Annotated in this window: 14 protein-coding genes; 7 read left to right on the top strand and 7 right to left on the bottom strand. The window is 62.0% G+C overall.

The features are described 5' to 3' along the window. Window positions 1-70: 70 nt before the first annotated feature. Together ABD842_RS05380 and ABD842_RS05375 are read right to left on the bottom strand one after the other, a co-directional pair. Entirely contained in the window at window positions 71-532 is a 462-nt protein-coding gene (locus tag ABD842_RS05380) for a Fur family transcriptional regulator (RefSeq protein ID WP_345111108.1), read from the bottom strand. 281 nt (window positions 533-813) lie between these two features. Beyond that, window positions 814-2124 (bottom strand): aspartate kinase, encoded by a 1311-nt coding sequence (locus ABD842_RS05375; protein ID WP_345111106.1) that lies wholly within the window; start codon window positions 2122-2124, stop codon window positions 814-816. A gap of 87 nt (window positions 2125-2211) precedes the next feature. Between ABD842_RS05375 and fbp the strand changes: the two genes are divergently transcribed. Next, a complete protein-coding gene (gene fbp, locus ABD842_RS05370) occupies window positions 2212-3240 on the top strand; it encodes a class 1 fructose-bisphosphatase (protein ID WP_345111104.1) in 1029 nt (342 codons plus the stop codon). Between the two features lie 70 nt (window positions 3241-3310). On the opposite strand, the gene ABD842_RS05365 is transcribed toward fbp, so the two are convergent. The 3 genes from ABD842_RS05365 to yihA form a co-directional block, all read right to left on the bottom strand. Beyond that, window positions 3311-3922, bottom strand: a complete 612-nt coding sequence (locus ABD842_RS05365; protein ID WP_345111103.1) for a DUF5606 family protein — start codon at window positions 3920-3922, stop codon at window positions 3311-3313. 31 nt (window positions 3923-3953) lie between these two features. Continuing rightward, window positions 3954-4442 carry an energy transducer TonB gene (locus ABD842_RS05360; RefSeq protein WP_345111101.1) on the bottom strand — a complete coding sequence of 163 codons (489 nt, stop codon included), beginning with the start codon at window positions 4440-4442 and terminating at the stop codon, window positions 3954-3956. Between the two features lie 76 nt (window positions 4443-4518). Then, window positions 4519-5136, bottom strand: a complete 618-nt coding sequence (gene yihA, locus ABD842_RS05355) for a ribosome biogenesis GTP-binding protein YihA/YsxC (RefSeq protein WP_345111100.1) — start codon at window positions 5134-5136, stop codon at window positions 4519-4521. 506 nt (window positions 5137-5642) lie between these two features. Between yihA and ABD842_RS05350 the strand changes: the two genes are divergently transcribed. The 4 genes from ABD842_RS05350 to ABD842_RS05335 all read left to right on the top strand — a co-directional run bounded on the left by ABD842_RS05350 (window position 5643) and on the right by ABD842_RS05335 (window position 10209). Next, a complete protein-coding gene (locus tag ABD842_RS05350) occupies window positions 5643-7853 on the top strand; it encodes an OmpA family protein (RefSeq protein ID WP_345111098.1) in 2211 nt (736 codons plus the stop codon). Window positions 7854-7981: 128 nt separating this feature from the next. Further along, entirely contained in the window at window positions 7982-8707 is a 726-nt protein-coding gene (ubiE, locus tag ABD842_RS05345) for a bifunctional demethylmenaquinone methyltransferase/2-methoxy-6-polyprenyl-1,4-benzoquinol methylase UbiE (RefSeq protein ID WP_345111095.1), read from the top strand. A gap of 14 nt (window positions 8708-8721) precedes the next feature. Continuing rightward, window positions 8722-9441, top strand: a complete 720-nt coding sequence (gene porT, locus ABD842_RS05340; protein ID WP_345111092.1) for a type IX secretion/gliding motility protein PorT/SprT — start codon at window positions 8722-8724, stop codon at window positions 9439-9441. A gap of 18 nt (window positions 9442-9459) precedes the next feature. Next, on the top strand, window positions 9460-10209 hold the full coding sequence (locus tag ABD842_RS05335) for an SDR family NAD(P)-dependent oxidoreductase (protein ID WP_345111089.1): 750 nt from the start codon (window positions 9460-9462) through the stop codon (window positions 10207-10209). A 170-nt stretch (window positions 10210-10379) separates the two neighbouring features. On the opposite strand, the gene ABD842_RS05330 is transcribed toward ABD842_RS05335, so the two are convergent. Together ABD842_RS05330 and cdd are read right to left on the bottom strand one after the other, a co-directional pair. After that, on the bottom strand, window positions 10380-11045 hold the full coding sequence (locus ABD842_RS05330; protein ID WP_345111086.1) for an alpha/beta hydrolase: 666 nt from the start codon (window positions 11043-11045) through the stop codon (window positions 10380-10382). A gap of 79 nt (window positions 11046-11124) precedes the next feature. Then, window positions 11125-11619, bottom strand: coding sequence for a cytidine deaminase (gene cdd, locus ABD842_RS05325; RefSeq protein WP_345111083.1), 495 nt, complete (start codon window positions 11617-11619; stop codon window positions 11125-11127). A 239-nt stretch (window positions 11620-11858) separates the two neighbouring features. Between cdd and ABD842_RS05320 the strand changes: the two genes are divergently transcribed. Both ABD842_RS05320 and ABD842_RS05315 read left to right on the top strand, forming a co-directional pair. Beyond that, window positions 11859-13208, top strand: coding sequence for a saccharopine dehydrogenase family protein (locus tag ABD842_RS05320; RefSeq protein WP_345111080.1), 1350 nt, complete (start codon window positions 11859-11861; stop codon window positions 13206-13208). 4 nt (window positions 13209-13212) lie between these two features. Continuing rightward, entirely contained in the window at window positions 13213-14175 is a 963-nt protein-coding gene (locus ABD842_RS05315) for a hypothetical protein (RefSeq protein ID WP_345111077.1), read from the top strand. The last annotated feature ends 114 nt before the right edge of the window (window positions 14176-14289 follow it).

The following is a 14289-nucleotide window of genomic DNA, read 5'->3' as shown; positions in this document are numbered from 1 at the left end:
AAGGGTACTGATGAACTGAGATTTTAGAACTGAGAGCTTGGAGGGGAGAGGCTATAGCACATCGCAGCGCTCAGGTTTTGGTGCCGGTAATATGCAGCGAAAACGTGCGGGGCTGAAAGCCGGGCAGGCCCCGGGCGGCAAAGAACTTCTGGAGCAGCGCGTCGAGCTGCGGGTCGCAGTAGTCGATGATTTCCTGGGTGGCGGTGCAGTGCAGATGGTGGTGGGCCGAGCAGTCGGCGTCGAAGCGGCGGGCCGCGCCCTGGGCCGCCGCCACGCGGCGCACCAGCCCGGCGGCCACGAAGCTGTCGAGCGTCTTGTAAACCGTGCCGAGCGAGAGCAGCGGCTGGGTGGCCCGCACCTGGCGGTGCACCTGCTCGGCAGTGGGGTGACCGGGCAGCAGCAGCAGGCTTTCCAGAATCACGAGGCGCTGCCGGGTGGCCCGCAGGCCGGTACCAGCCAGGCGGTCGCGGAGGATTTCGGCGCTCCGGTCGGGCGGCAAAGCAGCAAATGAAGGCTCAGAAAGTGATGACACAGGTAAGAATGATTCTCCACAAAGGTAGTGGTAGAAGGAAAAACCGCGCTAAAAGGTTTGGCGCAGGACCGTAAATTCTTTCCGCCCCGAGCTGAATGAGCTTCCGCGCGCCGCTGCAAAAAGCTATTTTTATACATCTACTGCTGCTAGATATAGGTGCCAGTAAAATTCACAAAAACAGTGTTTTATGAAAATGTATGCTAATCCGGGTAGTGCAGCAGCCGGCACGCCGGGCCTGACGCGGGCCGGGCCGAAAGCGGTGAGGATACTCACCGGTGGGGCTACTGCACAAACTCACTGCCCCCGCGGCACACCACCTGCAGGGTCTGCCGGCTGCGCTGCTCGAGCAGGACCTCCCGGCCGGCCGTCAGCCGCCGGATACTGGCCGGGTCGTAGTTCCTGATGGTGTACAGCTCCAGCCCGGTATTGTAGTGAATGGTGAACTGCTCCCGCAACAGGGCCAACAGCTTTTCCAGGCGGTGCGCCACCAGGTCGGTGCAGACCGAGAAGGAAATGGCCGAGTTCTGCATCATGTTGATCTTGAGCCGCACCTGCGCCAGGGCCCCGAAAATCACCTGCAGGTTTTCCTCCGAAATGAAGGTCAGGTCCTTGGACTCAAAGGAAATCAGGCACTGCCCGGACTTGCGGATAAACGCGGGGGCCAGCAGCGCGTGGCGGCCTTCCCCGATGCGGGTGCCGGCCGCCGTGGGGTCCAGAAACGACTTCACAAACAGCGGAATCTGCCGCACGGCCAGGGGCTTTATCGTTTTGGGATGAATAACCGACGCCCCGTAGTACGCCATTTCGATGGTTTCCTGGTAGCTGATTTCCGGGTAGCGCACCGTGTCGGCGAAGAACTTGGGGTCGGCATTGAGCAGGCCCGCCACGTCCTTCCAGATGGTCACCGACCCGGCCTGCAGGCAGTAGGCGAAGATGGCGGCGGTGTAGTCGGAGCCTTCCCGGCCCAGCGTGGTGGTGGCGCCGCCGGCGGTGCCGCCCACGAAGCCCTGGGTGACCAGCACGTTCACCTCGCGCAGCAGCTTGGGGACGGCCGTCCGCAGCTGGGCTTCGGTAGCCAGCCAGTCGAGGCGGGCCTCGCGCCAGCACGCATCCGTACGCAGCAGGGGCCGGCAGTCCAGCCAGCGCGTGGGCTGCTCGTCGTTCAGCGCGCAGGCAATCAGCTGGGAAGCCAGCAGCTCGCCGAAGCTCACAATCTGGTCGTATTGCTCATCGTACTCCCGCTGCGCGCTGACGCCCGCCAACCGGGCTGCCAGGTCCTGGAAGGCCCCATCAAAGGCCTCTTGGATAGCGGCCTCCGTGTGGGGCCCAAAGCCGGCTGCCAGCTCCCGGGCAGTCGTGCGGTGAAACGCTTCGAGCGTAGTGAGCGGCTGCGCGTAGGCCTGCCCGGCGTAAGCCAGCCGAAAGATTTCTTCCAGCGCATTGGTGGTCTTGCCCATGGCCGAGACGACGACCAGCAGTGGCCCCTGGCGCCGCTGCTCCCGAACGATTTCCATCAGATTCCGGATGGCGGCGGCGTCCTTTACGGAGGCGCCGCCGAACTTGTAAACCCTCAGTGCGTGCTGTTGCTGCATGCGCCAAAAGTAGGCAGCCGGCCGCAGATGTGGCGAAAAAGCTTAGTTTTGTAGGCCAGTCCCACTGCTCATTTTCCCACCCCTTTTATGGATCACAACAAACTGGCCCTGCCCGTCGGTACTACCCTCGACCGCTTTATCATGCGCAAGCAGGAAGACTTTCCCTACGCCACCGGGGAGCTTTCGCAGCTGCTGCGCGACATTGCCCTGGCGGCCAAAATCGTCAACCGCGAAATCAATCGCTCCGGCCTGATCGACATTGCCGGGGCCTACGGCAACCGCAACGTGCAGGGCGAGGAGCAGCAGAAGCTCGACGTCATCGCCAACATCCGCTTCATCCGGGCTTTGCGCAACGGGGGCGAGGTGTGCACCATCATTTCCGAAGAAGACGAGGAGATGATTCAGACCGGCAACGTGCAGGGCAAGTACGTGGTAGCCATCGACCCGCTCGACGGCTCTTCGAACATCGACGTGAACGTGAGCATCGGCACCATCTTCAGCATCTACCGCCGCGTGTCGGCCACCGGCACCGAGGGCACAGCCCAGGACTGCATGCAGACCGGCACCAACCAGGTTGCGGCCGGCTACGTGATTTACGGCTCCAGCACCATGATGGTGTACACGACCGGCAACGGCGTCAACGGCTTCACCTACGAGCCGTCGCTGGGGGAGTTCTTCCTCTCGCACCCCCAGATTACCTCGCCCAAAACCGGCAGCGTCTATTCCGTCAACGAGGGCAGCTCGGACCATTTCTCCGAAGCCATGGCGGGCTACATTGCCCACTGCAAGCAGCAGGGCTACTCGGCCCGCTACATCGGCTCTTTGGTCGCCGACTTCCACCGCAACCTGCTCAAGGGCGGCATCTACATCTACCCGGCCACCCAAAAGAACCCGGCCGGCAAGCTGCGTCTGATGTACGAGTGCAACGCCCTGGCCTTCATTGTGGAGCAGGCCGGCGGCAAGTCCAGCGACGGCCGCAACCGCACCATGGAGCTGGAGCCCAAAGGCCTGCACGACCGGTGCCCGCTGTTTATCGGCTCCACCGAGCTGGTAGAAAAAGCCGAGGAGTTTATGGCCCGCGAATTTACTGATGCCACCGCCGAGGCGCTGAAATAGCCGAAACGGCAAACACAAAAAAGGCTTCCCGCTGAGCGGGAAGCCTTTTTTGTGTTTGCCAGAAGCGAAGCTACTCCGCTTTCTTCTTGCCTTTTTTGGCGGGCTGCTCCTCGGTGATTTCCGGGTTGATGGGCTCGGTGGCTTCCGGCTTGGCCGGGATGATGCCCGCGGTGCTCAGGGCTTCGTCATCGGCCGGCACATCCTCTTTAGCGGCCTTTTTCTTGGCTTTGGGTTTGGCATCCCCCGCAGAATCAGCACTGGCTTCAGGAGTTTCCTCGGCTACCGGCGCCTGGTACTCAAGGCGGCCGCTCACGGCTTTGTACCACGAAACCAGCTTTTTGATGTCGGACATGTACACCCGCTCCCGGTCGTAATCGGGGATGATGTCGCCCATAAAGGCGGCCAGGTCGCGGTCTTCCGATTTGTTGGTTACGGCGAGGTCGGTGCCGAACTTCTGGTAGATGCGGTCAAATACCTCCGTCAGGGGCACCGTCTGGTCGTAATCCTGGGTGTAGATGGAAATCTCCTGGAGCAATGACACCTTGTTGCGGGCCGAGGCCACGGAGCGTTTGCCGTTCTCGGCAAGGGATTCCACGATAACGCCGGCCCGGGTTGGGCTCACAAGGCGGTAGAGGCCGGGCATTCCGCTGATGGCGGCAATTTCCTTCAGGTCGTAGGGCATAGAAAAAGCAGTTGGGTAAGAAAATGCGAAGTTATTCGGCTGCGGCAGCCGCCTGGCCGGGGGCTGGCAGCTTAAAGGCGATGGGCAGGCTGGTCAGCACGGCGTAGTCGGGCTTGTTGAACTTGAGCAGGCGGGTGATGCGCAGCGCTTCTTCGCCGCAGCCGCCCCCGATGTTTTTCACCAGCTTGATGCCCGACATCGTGCCATCCGTGTTCAGCGTGAAGCTCACGATGCAGGTGCCCTGAATCCGGTTGCGGCGGGCCATGATCGGGTAAGTCAGCTGCTTGTCGATGAACTCATACATGGCCGTCTGGCCGCCCTCGTAGTACTCGGCTACCGGAATCACTTTTGGGCGGGCGGGCTTCGGAACGCTTTCCACACCTGGCTCTTCCGCCGGCGCAGGAGTCGTCAGCTCGGGGGTCGGCGCGTCGCCTTTGATTTTTATTTTGGTTTTTTGCGCAAATGCCGGGGCAGCTCCGGCCAACAGGCCCAGGGCCAGCACAAACGTGATTTTTTTCATGGGAAAAACCGGAGAAGAAAACTGAGAAAAGGAGGAGGGAAGTTGCGGCAGGGGCGTTGGCAATTACGGGGCCAATCTACGCATTCTCCGCCGTTTGGGCCAGTTGCCGGTTTACCTCCTCTATAAAGGATAGAATCTCGGTGCGGCCCGTTTTCTCTTCCGCCGACGTGATGAAGTGCCGCGGCAGCTCATCCCAGCTTTCGCCCATCTTCTCCAGGTACGAAACCACATTCTGCTGGGTCCGGGAGCCGGACTGCTTGTCGGCTTTGGTAAAGACCATCACAAATGGTACGCCCTGCGTCCCGAGGCCTTCCATGAAATCGAGGTCGGGCTGCTGGGGCTCGTGGCGGGAGTCGATCAGCACGAACACGCAGGCCAGGTTTTCCCGCCGCCGCATATAATAGTTGATCATCTTCATCCAGGCGGCCCGGGAGTCTTTGCTGACCTTGGCGTAGCCGTAGCCGGGCAAGTCGACCAGATACCAGGCGTCGTTGATCAGAAAGTGGTTGATCAGCTGGGTTTTGCCGGGTAGGGAGGAGGTCTTGGCCAGGCCTTTCTGCCCCGTGAGCATATTAATCAGGGAGGACTTACCCACGTTGGAACGGCCGATGAAGGCGTATTCGGGCAGCACGGGCGGCGGACACTGGTCAACGCGCGAGTTGCTCATCAGAAATTTGGCTTCGCGGATAATCATAAGCGGAAAAAACGAGGTTCAGTTGCAAAGGTAAGGGAATGGGCCGGGGCGCCCGAATGATAAATTTTCTTTAAAAACCCTTGTTATTTATAAAGCACAACTATATTTGCGCGGTTTACACCCTGTCTGCAGTGATAAGGGAAGCTCGCATAACCCGCTAAAATGTAGCTTGAGTAAAGTTTTTTTCATAATTGGATGTGGCAAAGGTCGTATTATAAAATTTCTATCTTTGCCCGCAACTCGCCTTGTTCCGTGCGGTGTGAAGCATCGACCAGTGACCAGTTGAAATCCCTTTTTGGCTTCTACCGCTAGAAAAACAGTTGGCTGGCTTAACCCTGGAACGGGTTTTCAGTATAAGAGGCAACTCTTAAAAACGGCAGCCGCAACGGGTGGCCGCGGTTTCTGTGAACCTCCCTGCAACTCCTTATTCCCAAACCCCTCCTAAAATGGACAACTTAGTCAGAAGGTTATTGAAAGCCTCTTGCGCCTTCGCTCTTGCCGCGGCCGTGGCCCAACCTGCCCTGGCCCAGAGCAGCCGCAAGCAGCTGAAGACTGGCAACAAGTACTTTGAGCAAGAAAACTACCGGGCCTCGATTCCCTTCTACGAGCAGGTACTGGCTAAGGAGCCCAATAATGCATTGGCTCTGTTCCGCGCCGGTATCGCCTACATGTCCTTTGACAAGGAAAAAGCCAGCGACTATATCTACAAGGCGCAGCGGTTGAAACCGAAAGTGTCGAAAGATGTGGAGTACTGGCTGGGCCGCGTGGACCACCTGAACTATAACTTTGACGAGGCTATTTCTCACTTCCAGGCCTACAACGCCACGCTGAAGAAGAAGGACACCCGCAAAATGGCGCTGGCGCAGTTGATTCAGCACAGCAAAAACGCCAAAGTGCAGTTCAACAGCCCTAAAGACATCTTTGTAAAGAACCTGGGTCCTACGATCAACACCAGCTTCTCGGAGCACAGCCCGGTAATCTCGGCTGACGACAAGATGCTGCTATTTACCTCGCGGGGAGAAAGTGTAACCGGCGCCGGCAACACGGCCAGCACCGACAAGGGCAACATTGCTTCCGACGGCGAATACTTCGAGGATATCTTCGAAGCCAAGCGCGTGGACGATGAGAACTGGGAAAAGCCCCGTTCGCTGAGCGGCGTGCTCAACGGCAAAGGCCACGACGCCTCGATCCAAGTGTTCGACAACGACCAGAAGATGCTGCTGTACCGGCAGGACGAGAACGGGGACGTTTTCTACTCCGAGAAAGCCGGTGGCGACTGGACGGCTCCCAAGAAGCTGAATAACAATATCAACTCGAAAGCCTTCGAGTCGGATGCCTTCATCACGCCCGATGGCCTGACGATTTTCTTCTCCACAAGCAAGTTCTCCGAAGACAACACGCTGGACATCTATTCCGCTACCCGGCAGGCTGGCGGCGACTGGGGTGAGCCTAAGTCGGTCGGTGGGGTCATCAACACCAAGTTTGATGATGACAGCCCGTACCTGAGCAAGGACGGCAAGACGATGTACTTCAGCTCGCGGGGTCATAACACGATGGGCGGCTACGACATCTTCAAGTCGGAGTACGACGAAATCGGCCGCAAGTGGGGCACGCCCGAGAACATGGGCTACCCCATCAACACGCCCGATGACGACACGTACTACCGCCTGAGCCCGGATGGCAGCTACGCTTACCTGTCGAGCTACCGCATTGGCGGCTACGGGGAGAAGGACATCTACACCATCAACTACATCAAGAACGCCATCATCCGCGGTAAGGTGTTCACCATGCGCGACAGCACGGTTATTCCGGGCGTAGAACTGGTGTTCAATGGTACCCAGGCCGACAAGACGGCTCTGAGCTACCGCGACGTGACCAAGCCCGTAACCGGCGACTATCAGGTAAGCGTGCTTTCGGGCCGTACCTACCAGGTAGCGGTTTCGAAGGATGGCAAGAACATCACGACCGAGGAGTTTGCCGTGCCGATTTCGACCAATGACTCAACCGTCATTGAGAAGAACTTCTACGTTCCCTACGTCGATACTACCAATACCGGCTTTGCTGGTCTGAAGAAGATCTACTTCGATACCGACAAGTACAAGCTGCGTCCGGAGTCGATCCGCGAGCTGAACAACATCAGCGGCATTCTGAAGGCTAATCCCGGCCTGAACATTTCGATTGAAGGCCACTGCGACAGCCGCAACACGGACGAGTACAACATTGTGCTGGGCCAGAACCGCGCGGATGCCGCCTACAACTACCTGAAGAAAAACGGTATCACCGAAACCCGTATGACGACCGTGAGCTACGGCGAGCGTCGTCCGGATGCCCCGAACGATTCGCCGGAGAACATGCAACTGAACCGCCGCGTGGAGTTCCGTCCGATTCTGAAGGAAGGTGAGTCGATGCCGACGCTGAATCCTGGTGCTGGTACCTCGACCGGTACCGGTACCGGTACTGGTATGAGCACCGGGACGATGTCGACCGGTACCTCTACCACCACGGCTGCTCCGCTGCAGCCCGGGAAGAGCAAAGTGAAGATGGCCGACGGCACCAAGGTGAAAACCAAGGTGGACGAGGACAGCGACAAGGTGAAAGTGAAAGCCAAAGGCCCCGATGGCGAAGAGTCGAAGACCAAGACCAAAGACGGTACCATCGACGCGAAGACCAAGGACGCCAGCGGTGAGAAAACTAAAGTAAAGACCGACAACGACTAAACTGTCTGTCAGCTAGCCTGAAACGGGCCGGGCATTTTGCCCGGCCCGTTTTTTTTCAACATAATGCGGCGCGCGGCGTTATGTTTGGGCAATTCTGCCCCGTTTCTTCCGTTCTTCGCCTCAGAAGTATGTCCGTTGTTCCCTATAAAGATGATGCCGCCGGCAAGAAGTCGCAGGTTGCCCAGATGTTCAACAGCATCGCGGGCAAGTACGACTTCCTGAACCACTTCCTGAGCGCCGGCACCGACATTTACTGGCGCCGCAAGGCCGTGAGTGAGCTGACGGCCCTGCGCCCGGCCCGCATCCTGGACATTGCCACCGGCACCGCCGACTTCGCCATCGAAAGCCTGCGCCTCTCGCCCGAAACCCAGGTTACGGGCGTGGATATCTCGGAAGGCATGCTGGAGGTAGGACGGCGCAAGCTGGTGCAGAAGGGCCTCACGCACCGCATTCAGCTGGAGCTGGGCGACTCCGAAAGTCTGCCGTTTCCCGATGACCACTTCGATGCGGTAACCGCGTCGTTCGGAGTGCGTAACTTTGAGAACCTGCAGAAAGGGCTCCGGGAGATGCACCGGGTGCTGCGGCCCGGCGGCAAAGTGGTGATTCTGGAGTTTTCCAAGCCCACGGCCTTTCCCATGAAGCAGGCGTACAACTTCTACTTCAAGCGTATTCTGCCGGTCTTTGGCAAGCTGATTTCCAAGGACCGCGCTGCCTACACCTACTTGCCCGAGTCGGTACAGGCTTTCCCGGATGGCCCGGATTTCCTGGCTATCCTCCAAAACGTCGGCTTTAAAACCCCTGCATGGCAACCCCTCACGTTCGGCATAAGCTCCATTTACACGGCCCAAAAATAGGCCGTATCGTTCTGGTGGCGCTGGCCGCCCTGGCGGTACCGCTGGCGGCGCAGGCCCAGAAATCGGGCCGGGCCAGCAAAGGCAGCAAGGGGCAGGTGAAGTCCATTACGGTGGATAACCTGCCCGGCTACGATGACAAGTGGTTCCACCCCGGCATGTACATCGGGCCGAACTTCTCCCGCTACAAGATTGAGCAGTCGGCGGCCTACACGCAGGCGCGCAACGTGTCGGCCAACTCCATTGTGAGTCCGGGCCTGTCGGTGGGCTTTATTGCCGATGTGCGCCTGGCTTCCAACTTCAACCTGCGCTTTCTGCCCGGGGCCAGCTTCATTACCCGGCAGGTCGAGTTCAAGCCCTTCGGCTACTCGCCCGCCGATTCCATTCTGACCCAGGAAGTCGGCGGCACCCAGATCGACCTGCCGCTGCTGCTCAAGTTTAAGTCGGACCGCCGCCGCAACTCGCGGGTGTACGTGGTGGGCGGCATCAGATCCAGCGTGGGCGTGGGCAACCGGCGCAAGGACCCGGCCCGCAACCTGCTGCGCGCTTCCGCCAGCGACGTCGCCATTGAGTACGGCGTGGGCATGGACCTTTTTTACCCTTTGTTCAAGTTTGCGCCCGAGCTGCGCTTTTCCCACGGCCTCACCAATATGCTGGAGCCCGGCAACGACGTGTACAGCCGCAGCCTGCAGAGCATGAAGAGCAACACCGTCACGCTGTATCTGAACATTGAATAGCGGCTGCCCGCCCGCCCCATGACTCGTACTGCTTTCGTAACCGGGGCATCCTCCGGAATTGGCCGGGCTACGGCCGTGGCGCTGGCCCAGACGGGCTTTCAGCTGATCATCACCGGGCGGCGGCGCGAGCGGCTGGAGGAGCTGGCCCGGCAGCTGGCCCCCACGCCGGTCCACATCCTGACCTTCGACGTGCGCGACCGGGCCGCCGTGACTGCCGCCGTGGCCAGCCTGCCCCCGGATTTTCAGACGGTGGACGTGCTGGTCAACAACGCCGGCGGCGCGCACGGGCTGGCTCCCATTCAGGATGGCAACCCCAGCGACTGGGACGAGATGCTCGACAGCAATGTGAAAGGGCTGCTCAACGTGAGCCAGGCGATTTTGCCGGGCATGAAGGAGCGGCAGCGGGGGCACATCATCAACATCGGCTCCATTGCCGGCCACGAGGTGTACGCCAACGGCAACGTGTACTGCGCCTCGAAAGCGGCCGTAGCGGCGCTGTCGAAGGCCATGCGGATTGATCTGCTGCCCCTGCACATCCGGGTGGCGGAGGTAAATCCCGGCGCGGTGGAAACCGAGTTTTCGCAGGTGCGCTTCAAGGGCGACGCGGCCCGGGCCGCCAAGGTGTACGAAGGCTACGACCCGCTCAGGCCGGAAGACATTGCCGAGGTCATCCAGTTTATGGTGACGCGGCCCGCCAACGTGCACATTGCCGAAATAACCGTGTTTGCCGGCGCCCAGGGCGCCGCCACGCTCATTCGCCGGGAGTAAGCATAAGGCAGCTCTGGCGCAGGCCGCCGCTGTGCGTCCTGGACCCCGAAGAAAGAACAGGCAATCCAGCAAGCCCTGCCGCACTCCCGCGGCAGGGCTTGCTGCTGAAAGGCGCTTTCTGTATTCCCGCGAGCCGACTGCTACAGCACCGCCTTGCCAGGACGGCGAAGCTAAGCCAGGCGCTGGTGCAGCTGCTGCAGGAGGGCGGCATTCATTCCGTGCTTGCCCACGAAGGACAGCACTTCGGGTTCCACGCCCAGGCTTTGCAAAAACTGCTGCTGCCGGGTGAGCTCATCGGGGCTGATAAACGGGTCCTGGTCGCCGCAGACCAGCGTCACGGGCAGCTGCCGCAGCAGGCCGGTAGCCACGGGGAAATCCATATCCGGAGGGAAAGCGCCGGCCCAGAGCACCAGCCGGGCGGGGCGGAAGCGGGCCCGGGCCAGCCAGCGGCTGACGGTGGCAGCACCCTGCGAAAAGCCCAGCACGGTTACCGCCACGTCGGCGGGCACCGCGGCCAGCACGGGGTCGGCCAGCTGGTTGAGGTAGGCCACGTAGTCGTCGATTTCGGCCAGCCGGTCTTCCCGCGTCATCCAGGTAGCCCCGATGCGGCCCCCGGTGCCGTTGAGGTAAAACCGGGACAGGCCTTCGGGGGCAATGATAACGGTAGTGGGGTCGGCCTGCGTCAGGCCGTGGAAGTGGCGGATGAAGTAGGCGGCCAGCTGCCCGTAGCCGTGACACACGAACCACACCTGCCGCGTAGCCGCCGTCAGCTCCCCGGACTGGTAGTAGCGCGCCGTGCGGCGCACCGGCAGCTGATGTTCCCGGGCTGGGGGCATAAAGTGAGGAGTGTATAACTTGTCTTGATGCTGAGCAGGCGGCCTGTGGCCCCCGCGCCGCTACCGTCGTCCCGGCCGGCTAGCTGCGCGCGGGCAGGTCGTCGGCGTTGAACTGGAAGGGCAGCAGGTCGGCCAGGGAGCGGAAGCGGTAGATGCTGCCGTTGGGGCCGGGCAGCAGCAGCGGAATAGGCTGCTCCTGGCGGTTTTCGTACTCCGTCATCACCTGCCGGCAGGCCCCGCAGGGCATGGCCGGGCCAAACGGGCCGGCAGCGGGCCGGGCGGCCACGGCCATAGCCACGATGCGGCGCGTCGGCTGACTGGCGGCCAAACCAAAGAGGGCGGTCCGCTCGGCGCAGAGACCCGAAGGGTAGGCGGCGTTTTCCTGGTTGGTGCCCCGAAATATGCTGCCGTCGTCGAGCAGCAGGGCGGCACCCACGTGAAAGTGCGAGTAGGGCGCGTAGGAATGGTCGGTGGCGGCGCGGGCGTTTTGCCAGACGGTGGCCTCGACGGGGGTGAGTTCGGCTTCGGAATCCAGCACCTCGACGGTGATGGTCAGATGGAGCGGGTGAGCCATCGGGGAATTAAAGGAACAGATTCCGGGACCGAATGGCGGCCCCGTGGGAGGAAGGGGCGGTGAATGTACTACAATTCTGCCGTATCCGAGGACATTTGTCTGACTCCGGCCGGGAGGCCAACCCACCCGCGCCAGCCCAGCAGGGGCGGAGTGCAGAATAAATCCGGCCGGAGTTCCGGCAGTGGCGGCGCAAAATCCTAGTTTCGTGCCGGCTTACCCTTCCCCCCCTCTCTCCGCTCATGTCCCGTATTCTTCTGCTCGGCGCCGGCCGCTCGGCGTCTTCCCTGATAACGTACCTGCTGCAGCACGCGCCCACCGAAGGCTGGCAGCTCACCGTGGCCGATGTCAATCCGGCCCACCTGCTGCCCGTGCTGGCCGCCCACCGCGCCTACGCCCGCGCCGTGCCGTTCGACATTCAGCGCGAAGAGCTGCTGGACGAGCTGGTGCCCGCGGCCGACATTGTTATTTCGATGCTGCCGGCCCTGTTGCACCTGCCCGTGGCCCGGGCCTGCGTGCGCCACGGCCGCCACCTGGTCACGGCCAGCTACGTGAGCGAGGAAATGCGCGGGCTGGATGCCGAAGCCCGGGCCGCCGGGGTGCTGATCCTGATGGAGTGCGGCCTCGACCCCGGCCTCGACCATATGTCGGCCATGCAGGCGCTGGGGCACATCCGGGCGCGGGGCGGGCAGCTGACGGCATTTAAGTCGTACTGCGGGGGGCTGATGGCGCCCGCCTCGGAAGGCGACAACCCCTGGCGCTACAAGTTCACCTGGAACCCGCGCAACGTGGTGCTGGCCGGGCAGAGCACGGCCAAGTTTCTGGAGCACGGCCACCCGCGCTTCATTCCCTACCAGCAGCTCTTTGCCCGCACCGAAATGCTGGACGTCCCCGGCTACGGGCAGTTTGAGGGCTACGCCAACCGCGACTCGCTCAGCTACCGCGCGCCCTACGGCCTCGACGATATCCCGACTATTCTGCGCGGCACCCTGCGCCGGCCGGGCTACTGCGCCGCCTGGCAGGCATTGGTGCGCCTGGGCCTCACCGACGACTCCGTGCACCTGGGAAACTCCGCCGCCATGACCTGGGCCCAGCTGCTGGCCTCGTATCTGCCGGTTGGCAAAACCGAAACCAGCCTGCCGCAGCAGCTGGCGGCTTATCTGGGCCTGGAAGCCAATGGTGCCGAAATGCAGCGGCTGCAGTGGCTGGGACTGTTTACCGAGACGCCCGTGGGCCTGGCCGATGCCACCCCGGCCCAGCTGCTGGAACGGCTGCTGACCACCAGATGGGCCTTGGAGCCCGGCGACCAGGACATGATTGTGATGCAGCACCTGTTCGCGTTTGAAGCCGACGGCCGGATGTTCCAGCGGACCTCGTCCCTGGTCGTGCTCGGCGATGATGCCACCCACACGGCCATGGCCAAAACGGTGGGGCTGCCCGTAGCCATGGCCGTGCGGCGGCTGGCCCAGGGCAAGATCCTGCACCGCGGGGTCGTTATCCCGACGCATGTCGACCTGTACGAGCCAATACTGGCCGAGCTGGCGGCCGACTATGGCATTGCCTTCGTGGAACACGAGCAGGCCCTGCGCTAACTGAATGCATCCTTCCCTGGCGGCGGTCCTGGCTTACCTGCACCTGCGGGCCCGCGTGCTCGGGCGGCAGCTGGCGGAGCTGGGCCTGGTGCGTGGGGTGCTGCTGGGGGCGCTGCTGGTGTTATTTGTGGGCAAAGCCGTAGAAACCCTGGCCACGCACGCCGACCTGCAGTGGCTGGTGCCGGTGCTGGGGCTCGGCAGCTGCCTGGGCGCCCACCGGCGGCGCACGGACCTGACGTTTCTGCACCTGGCGTCGCCGGACGCCCGCCGGTGGCTGTGGGTTGAATACACCGTGCTGCTGCTGCCGCTGGGAGGTATGCTGCTGAGTCTGGGCCACGCCGGCGCCGCGGTCTGCCTGCTGCCCGTGCCCGTGCTGGCCACGCTGCCGCTGCCCCGGGCGCTGAACCGCCCGGGGGAAAGATGGACTAGTATTTTTCGCAGCGAAGCCTTCGAGTGGGTCAGCGGGTTCCGGCAAAGGGGACTGGCGCTGCTGTGGCTGGGAGCGGTTGGCGGGGCAGTCTGGCAGCGGCATACCCTCGTGCCCGCCGTCGGGCTGGTGGGGTGGGCGCTGGCCCTGGGCGGGTGCTACGACACGCCGGAGCCCCCGGAGATGCTCCTGCTGCACCGAGGCCGGGCGGGGGGCGTTTTGGCCCGCAAGCTGCTGCTGGCGCTGACGCTGTACGGCCTCACGGCCGCGCCGCTGCTGTATCTGGTGTGGCTGAGCCCCGCCGGCGGGGCGGGTACGGCGCTGCTGGGCGGCTGGGGCGCCCTGGTAGTGAGCATGGTCGTGCTGGCGAAATACGCCTTCTACCCCCACGCCACCCTGCTCCGGCTGACCCAGGGCGGCGTGGTGGCCGTGGCGCTGCTGCCCCTGCTCAACTCGACCTACACGCCGCTGCTGCCGGCCGTGTTGGGGGGACTTATCTGGAAAAGCCGGCAGCGGCTCCAACAGCACTGGCATGATTAACGTCGAAAGAGTAGACTTGTTCCTAAATAGCCTCTTTCTTTTTAGTCAGATGCCAATTCCAGATTCCACAAGCTACGGCCATGATTCGGTCGTTAAAAGAGGCGGATTTGTTGC

Origin of the sequence: Hymenobacter algoricola (assembly GCF_039539525.1) — a bacterium.
Lineage (GTDB): Bacteria > Bacteroidota > Bacteroidia > Cytophagales > Hymenobacteraceae > Hymenobacter > Hymenobacter algoricola.
The sequence above is the reverse complement of the archived record's forward strand: the minus strand, read 5'-3'. Positions and strand labels throughout refer to the sequence as shown.

Excerpts from the sequence above, each read along its gene's own strand:
- ABD842_RS05375 (WP_345111106.1), bottom strand. The coding sequence starts at position 2,124 with ATGCAGCAACAGCACGCACTGAGGGTTTACAAGTTCGGCGGCGCCTCC.
- fbp (WP_345111104.1), top strand. The coding sequence starts at position 2,212 with ATGGATCACAACAAACTGGCCCTGCCCGTCGGTACTACCCTCGACCGC.
- ABD842_RS05365 (WP_345111103.1), bottom strand. The coding sequence starts at position 3,922 with ATGCCCTACGACCTGAAGGAAATTGCCGCCATCAGCGGAATGCCCGGC.
- ABD842_RS05360 (WP_345111101.1), bottom strand. The coding sequence starts at position 4,442 with ATGAAAAAAATCACGTTTGTGCTGGCCCTGGGCCTGTTGGCCGGAGCT.
- yihA (WP_345111100.1), bottom strand. The coding sequence starts at position 5,136 with ATGATTATCCGCGAAGCCAAATTTCTGATGAGCAACTCGCGCGTTGAC.
- ubiE (WP_345111095.1), top strand. The coding sequence starts at position 7,982 with ATGTCCGTTGTTCCCTATAAAGATGATGCCGCCGGCAAGAAGTCGCAG.
- ABD842_RS05335 (WP_345111089.1), top strand. The coding sequence starts at position 9,460 with ATGACTCGTACTGCTTTCGTAACCGGGGCATCCTCCGGAATTGGCCGG.
- ABD842_RS05330 (WP_345111086.1), bottom strand. The coding sequence starts at position 11,045 with ATGCCCCCAGCCCGGGAACATCAGCTGCCGGTGCGCCGCACGGCGCGC.
- cdd (WP_345111083.1), bottom strand. The coding sequence starts at position 11,619 with ATGGCTCACCCGCTCCATCTGACCATCACCGTCGAGGTGCTGGATTCC.
- ABD842_RS05320 (WP_345111080.1), top strand. The coding sequence starts at position 11,859 with ATGTCCCGTATTCTTCTGCTCGGCGCCGGCCGCTCGGCGTCTTCCCTG.
- ABD842_RS05315 (WP_345111077.1), top strand. The coding sequence starts at position 13,213 with ATGCATCCTTCCCTGGCGGCGGTCCTGGCTTACCTGCACCTGCGGGCC.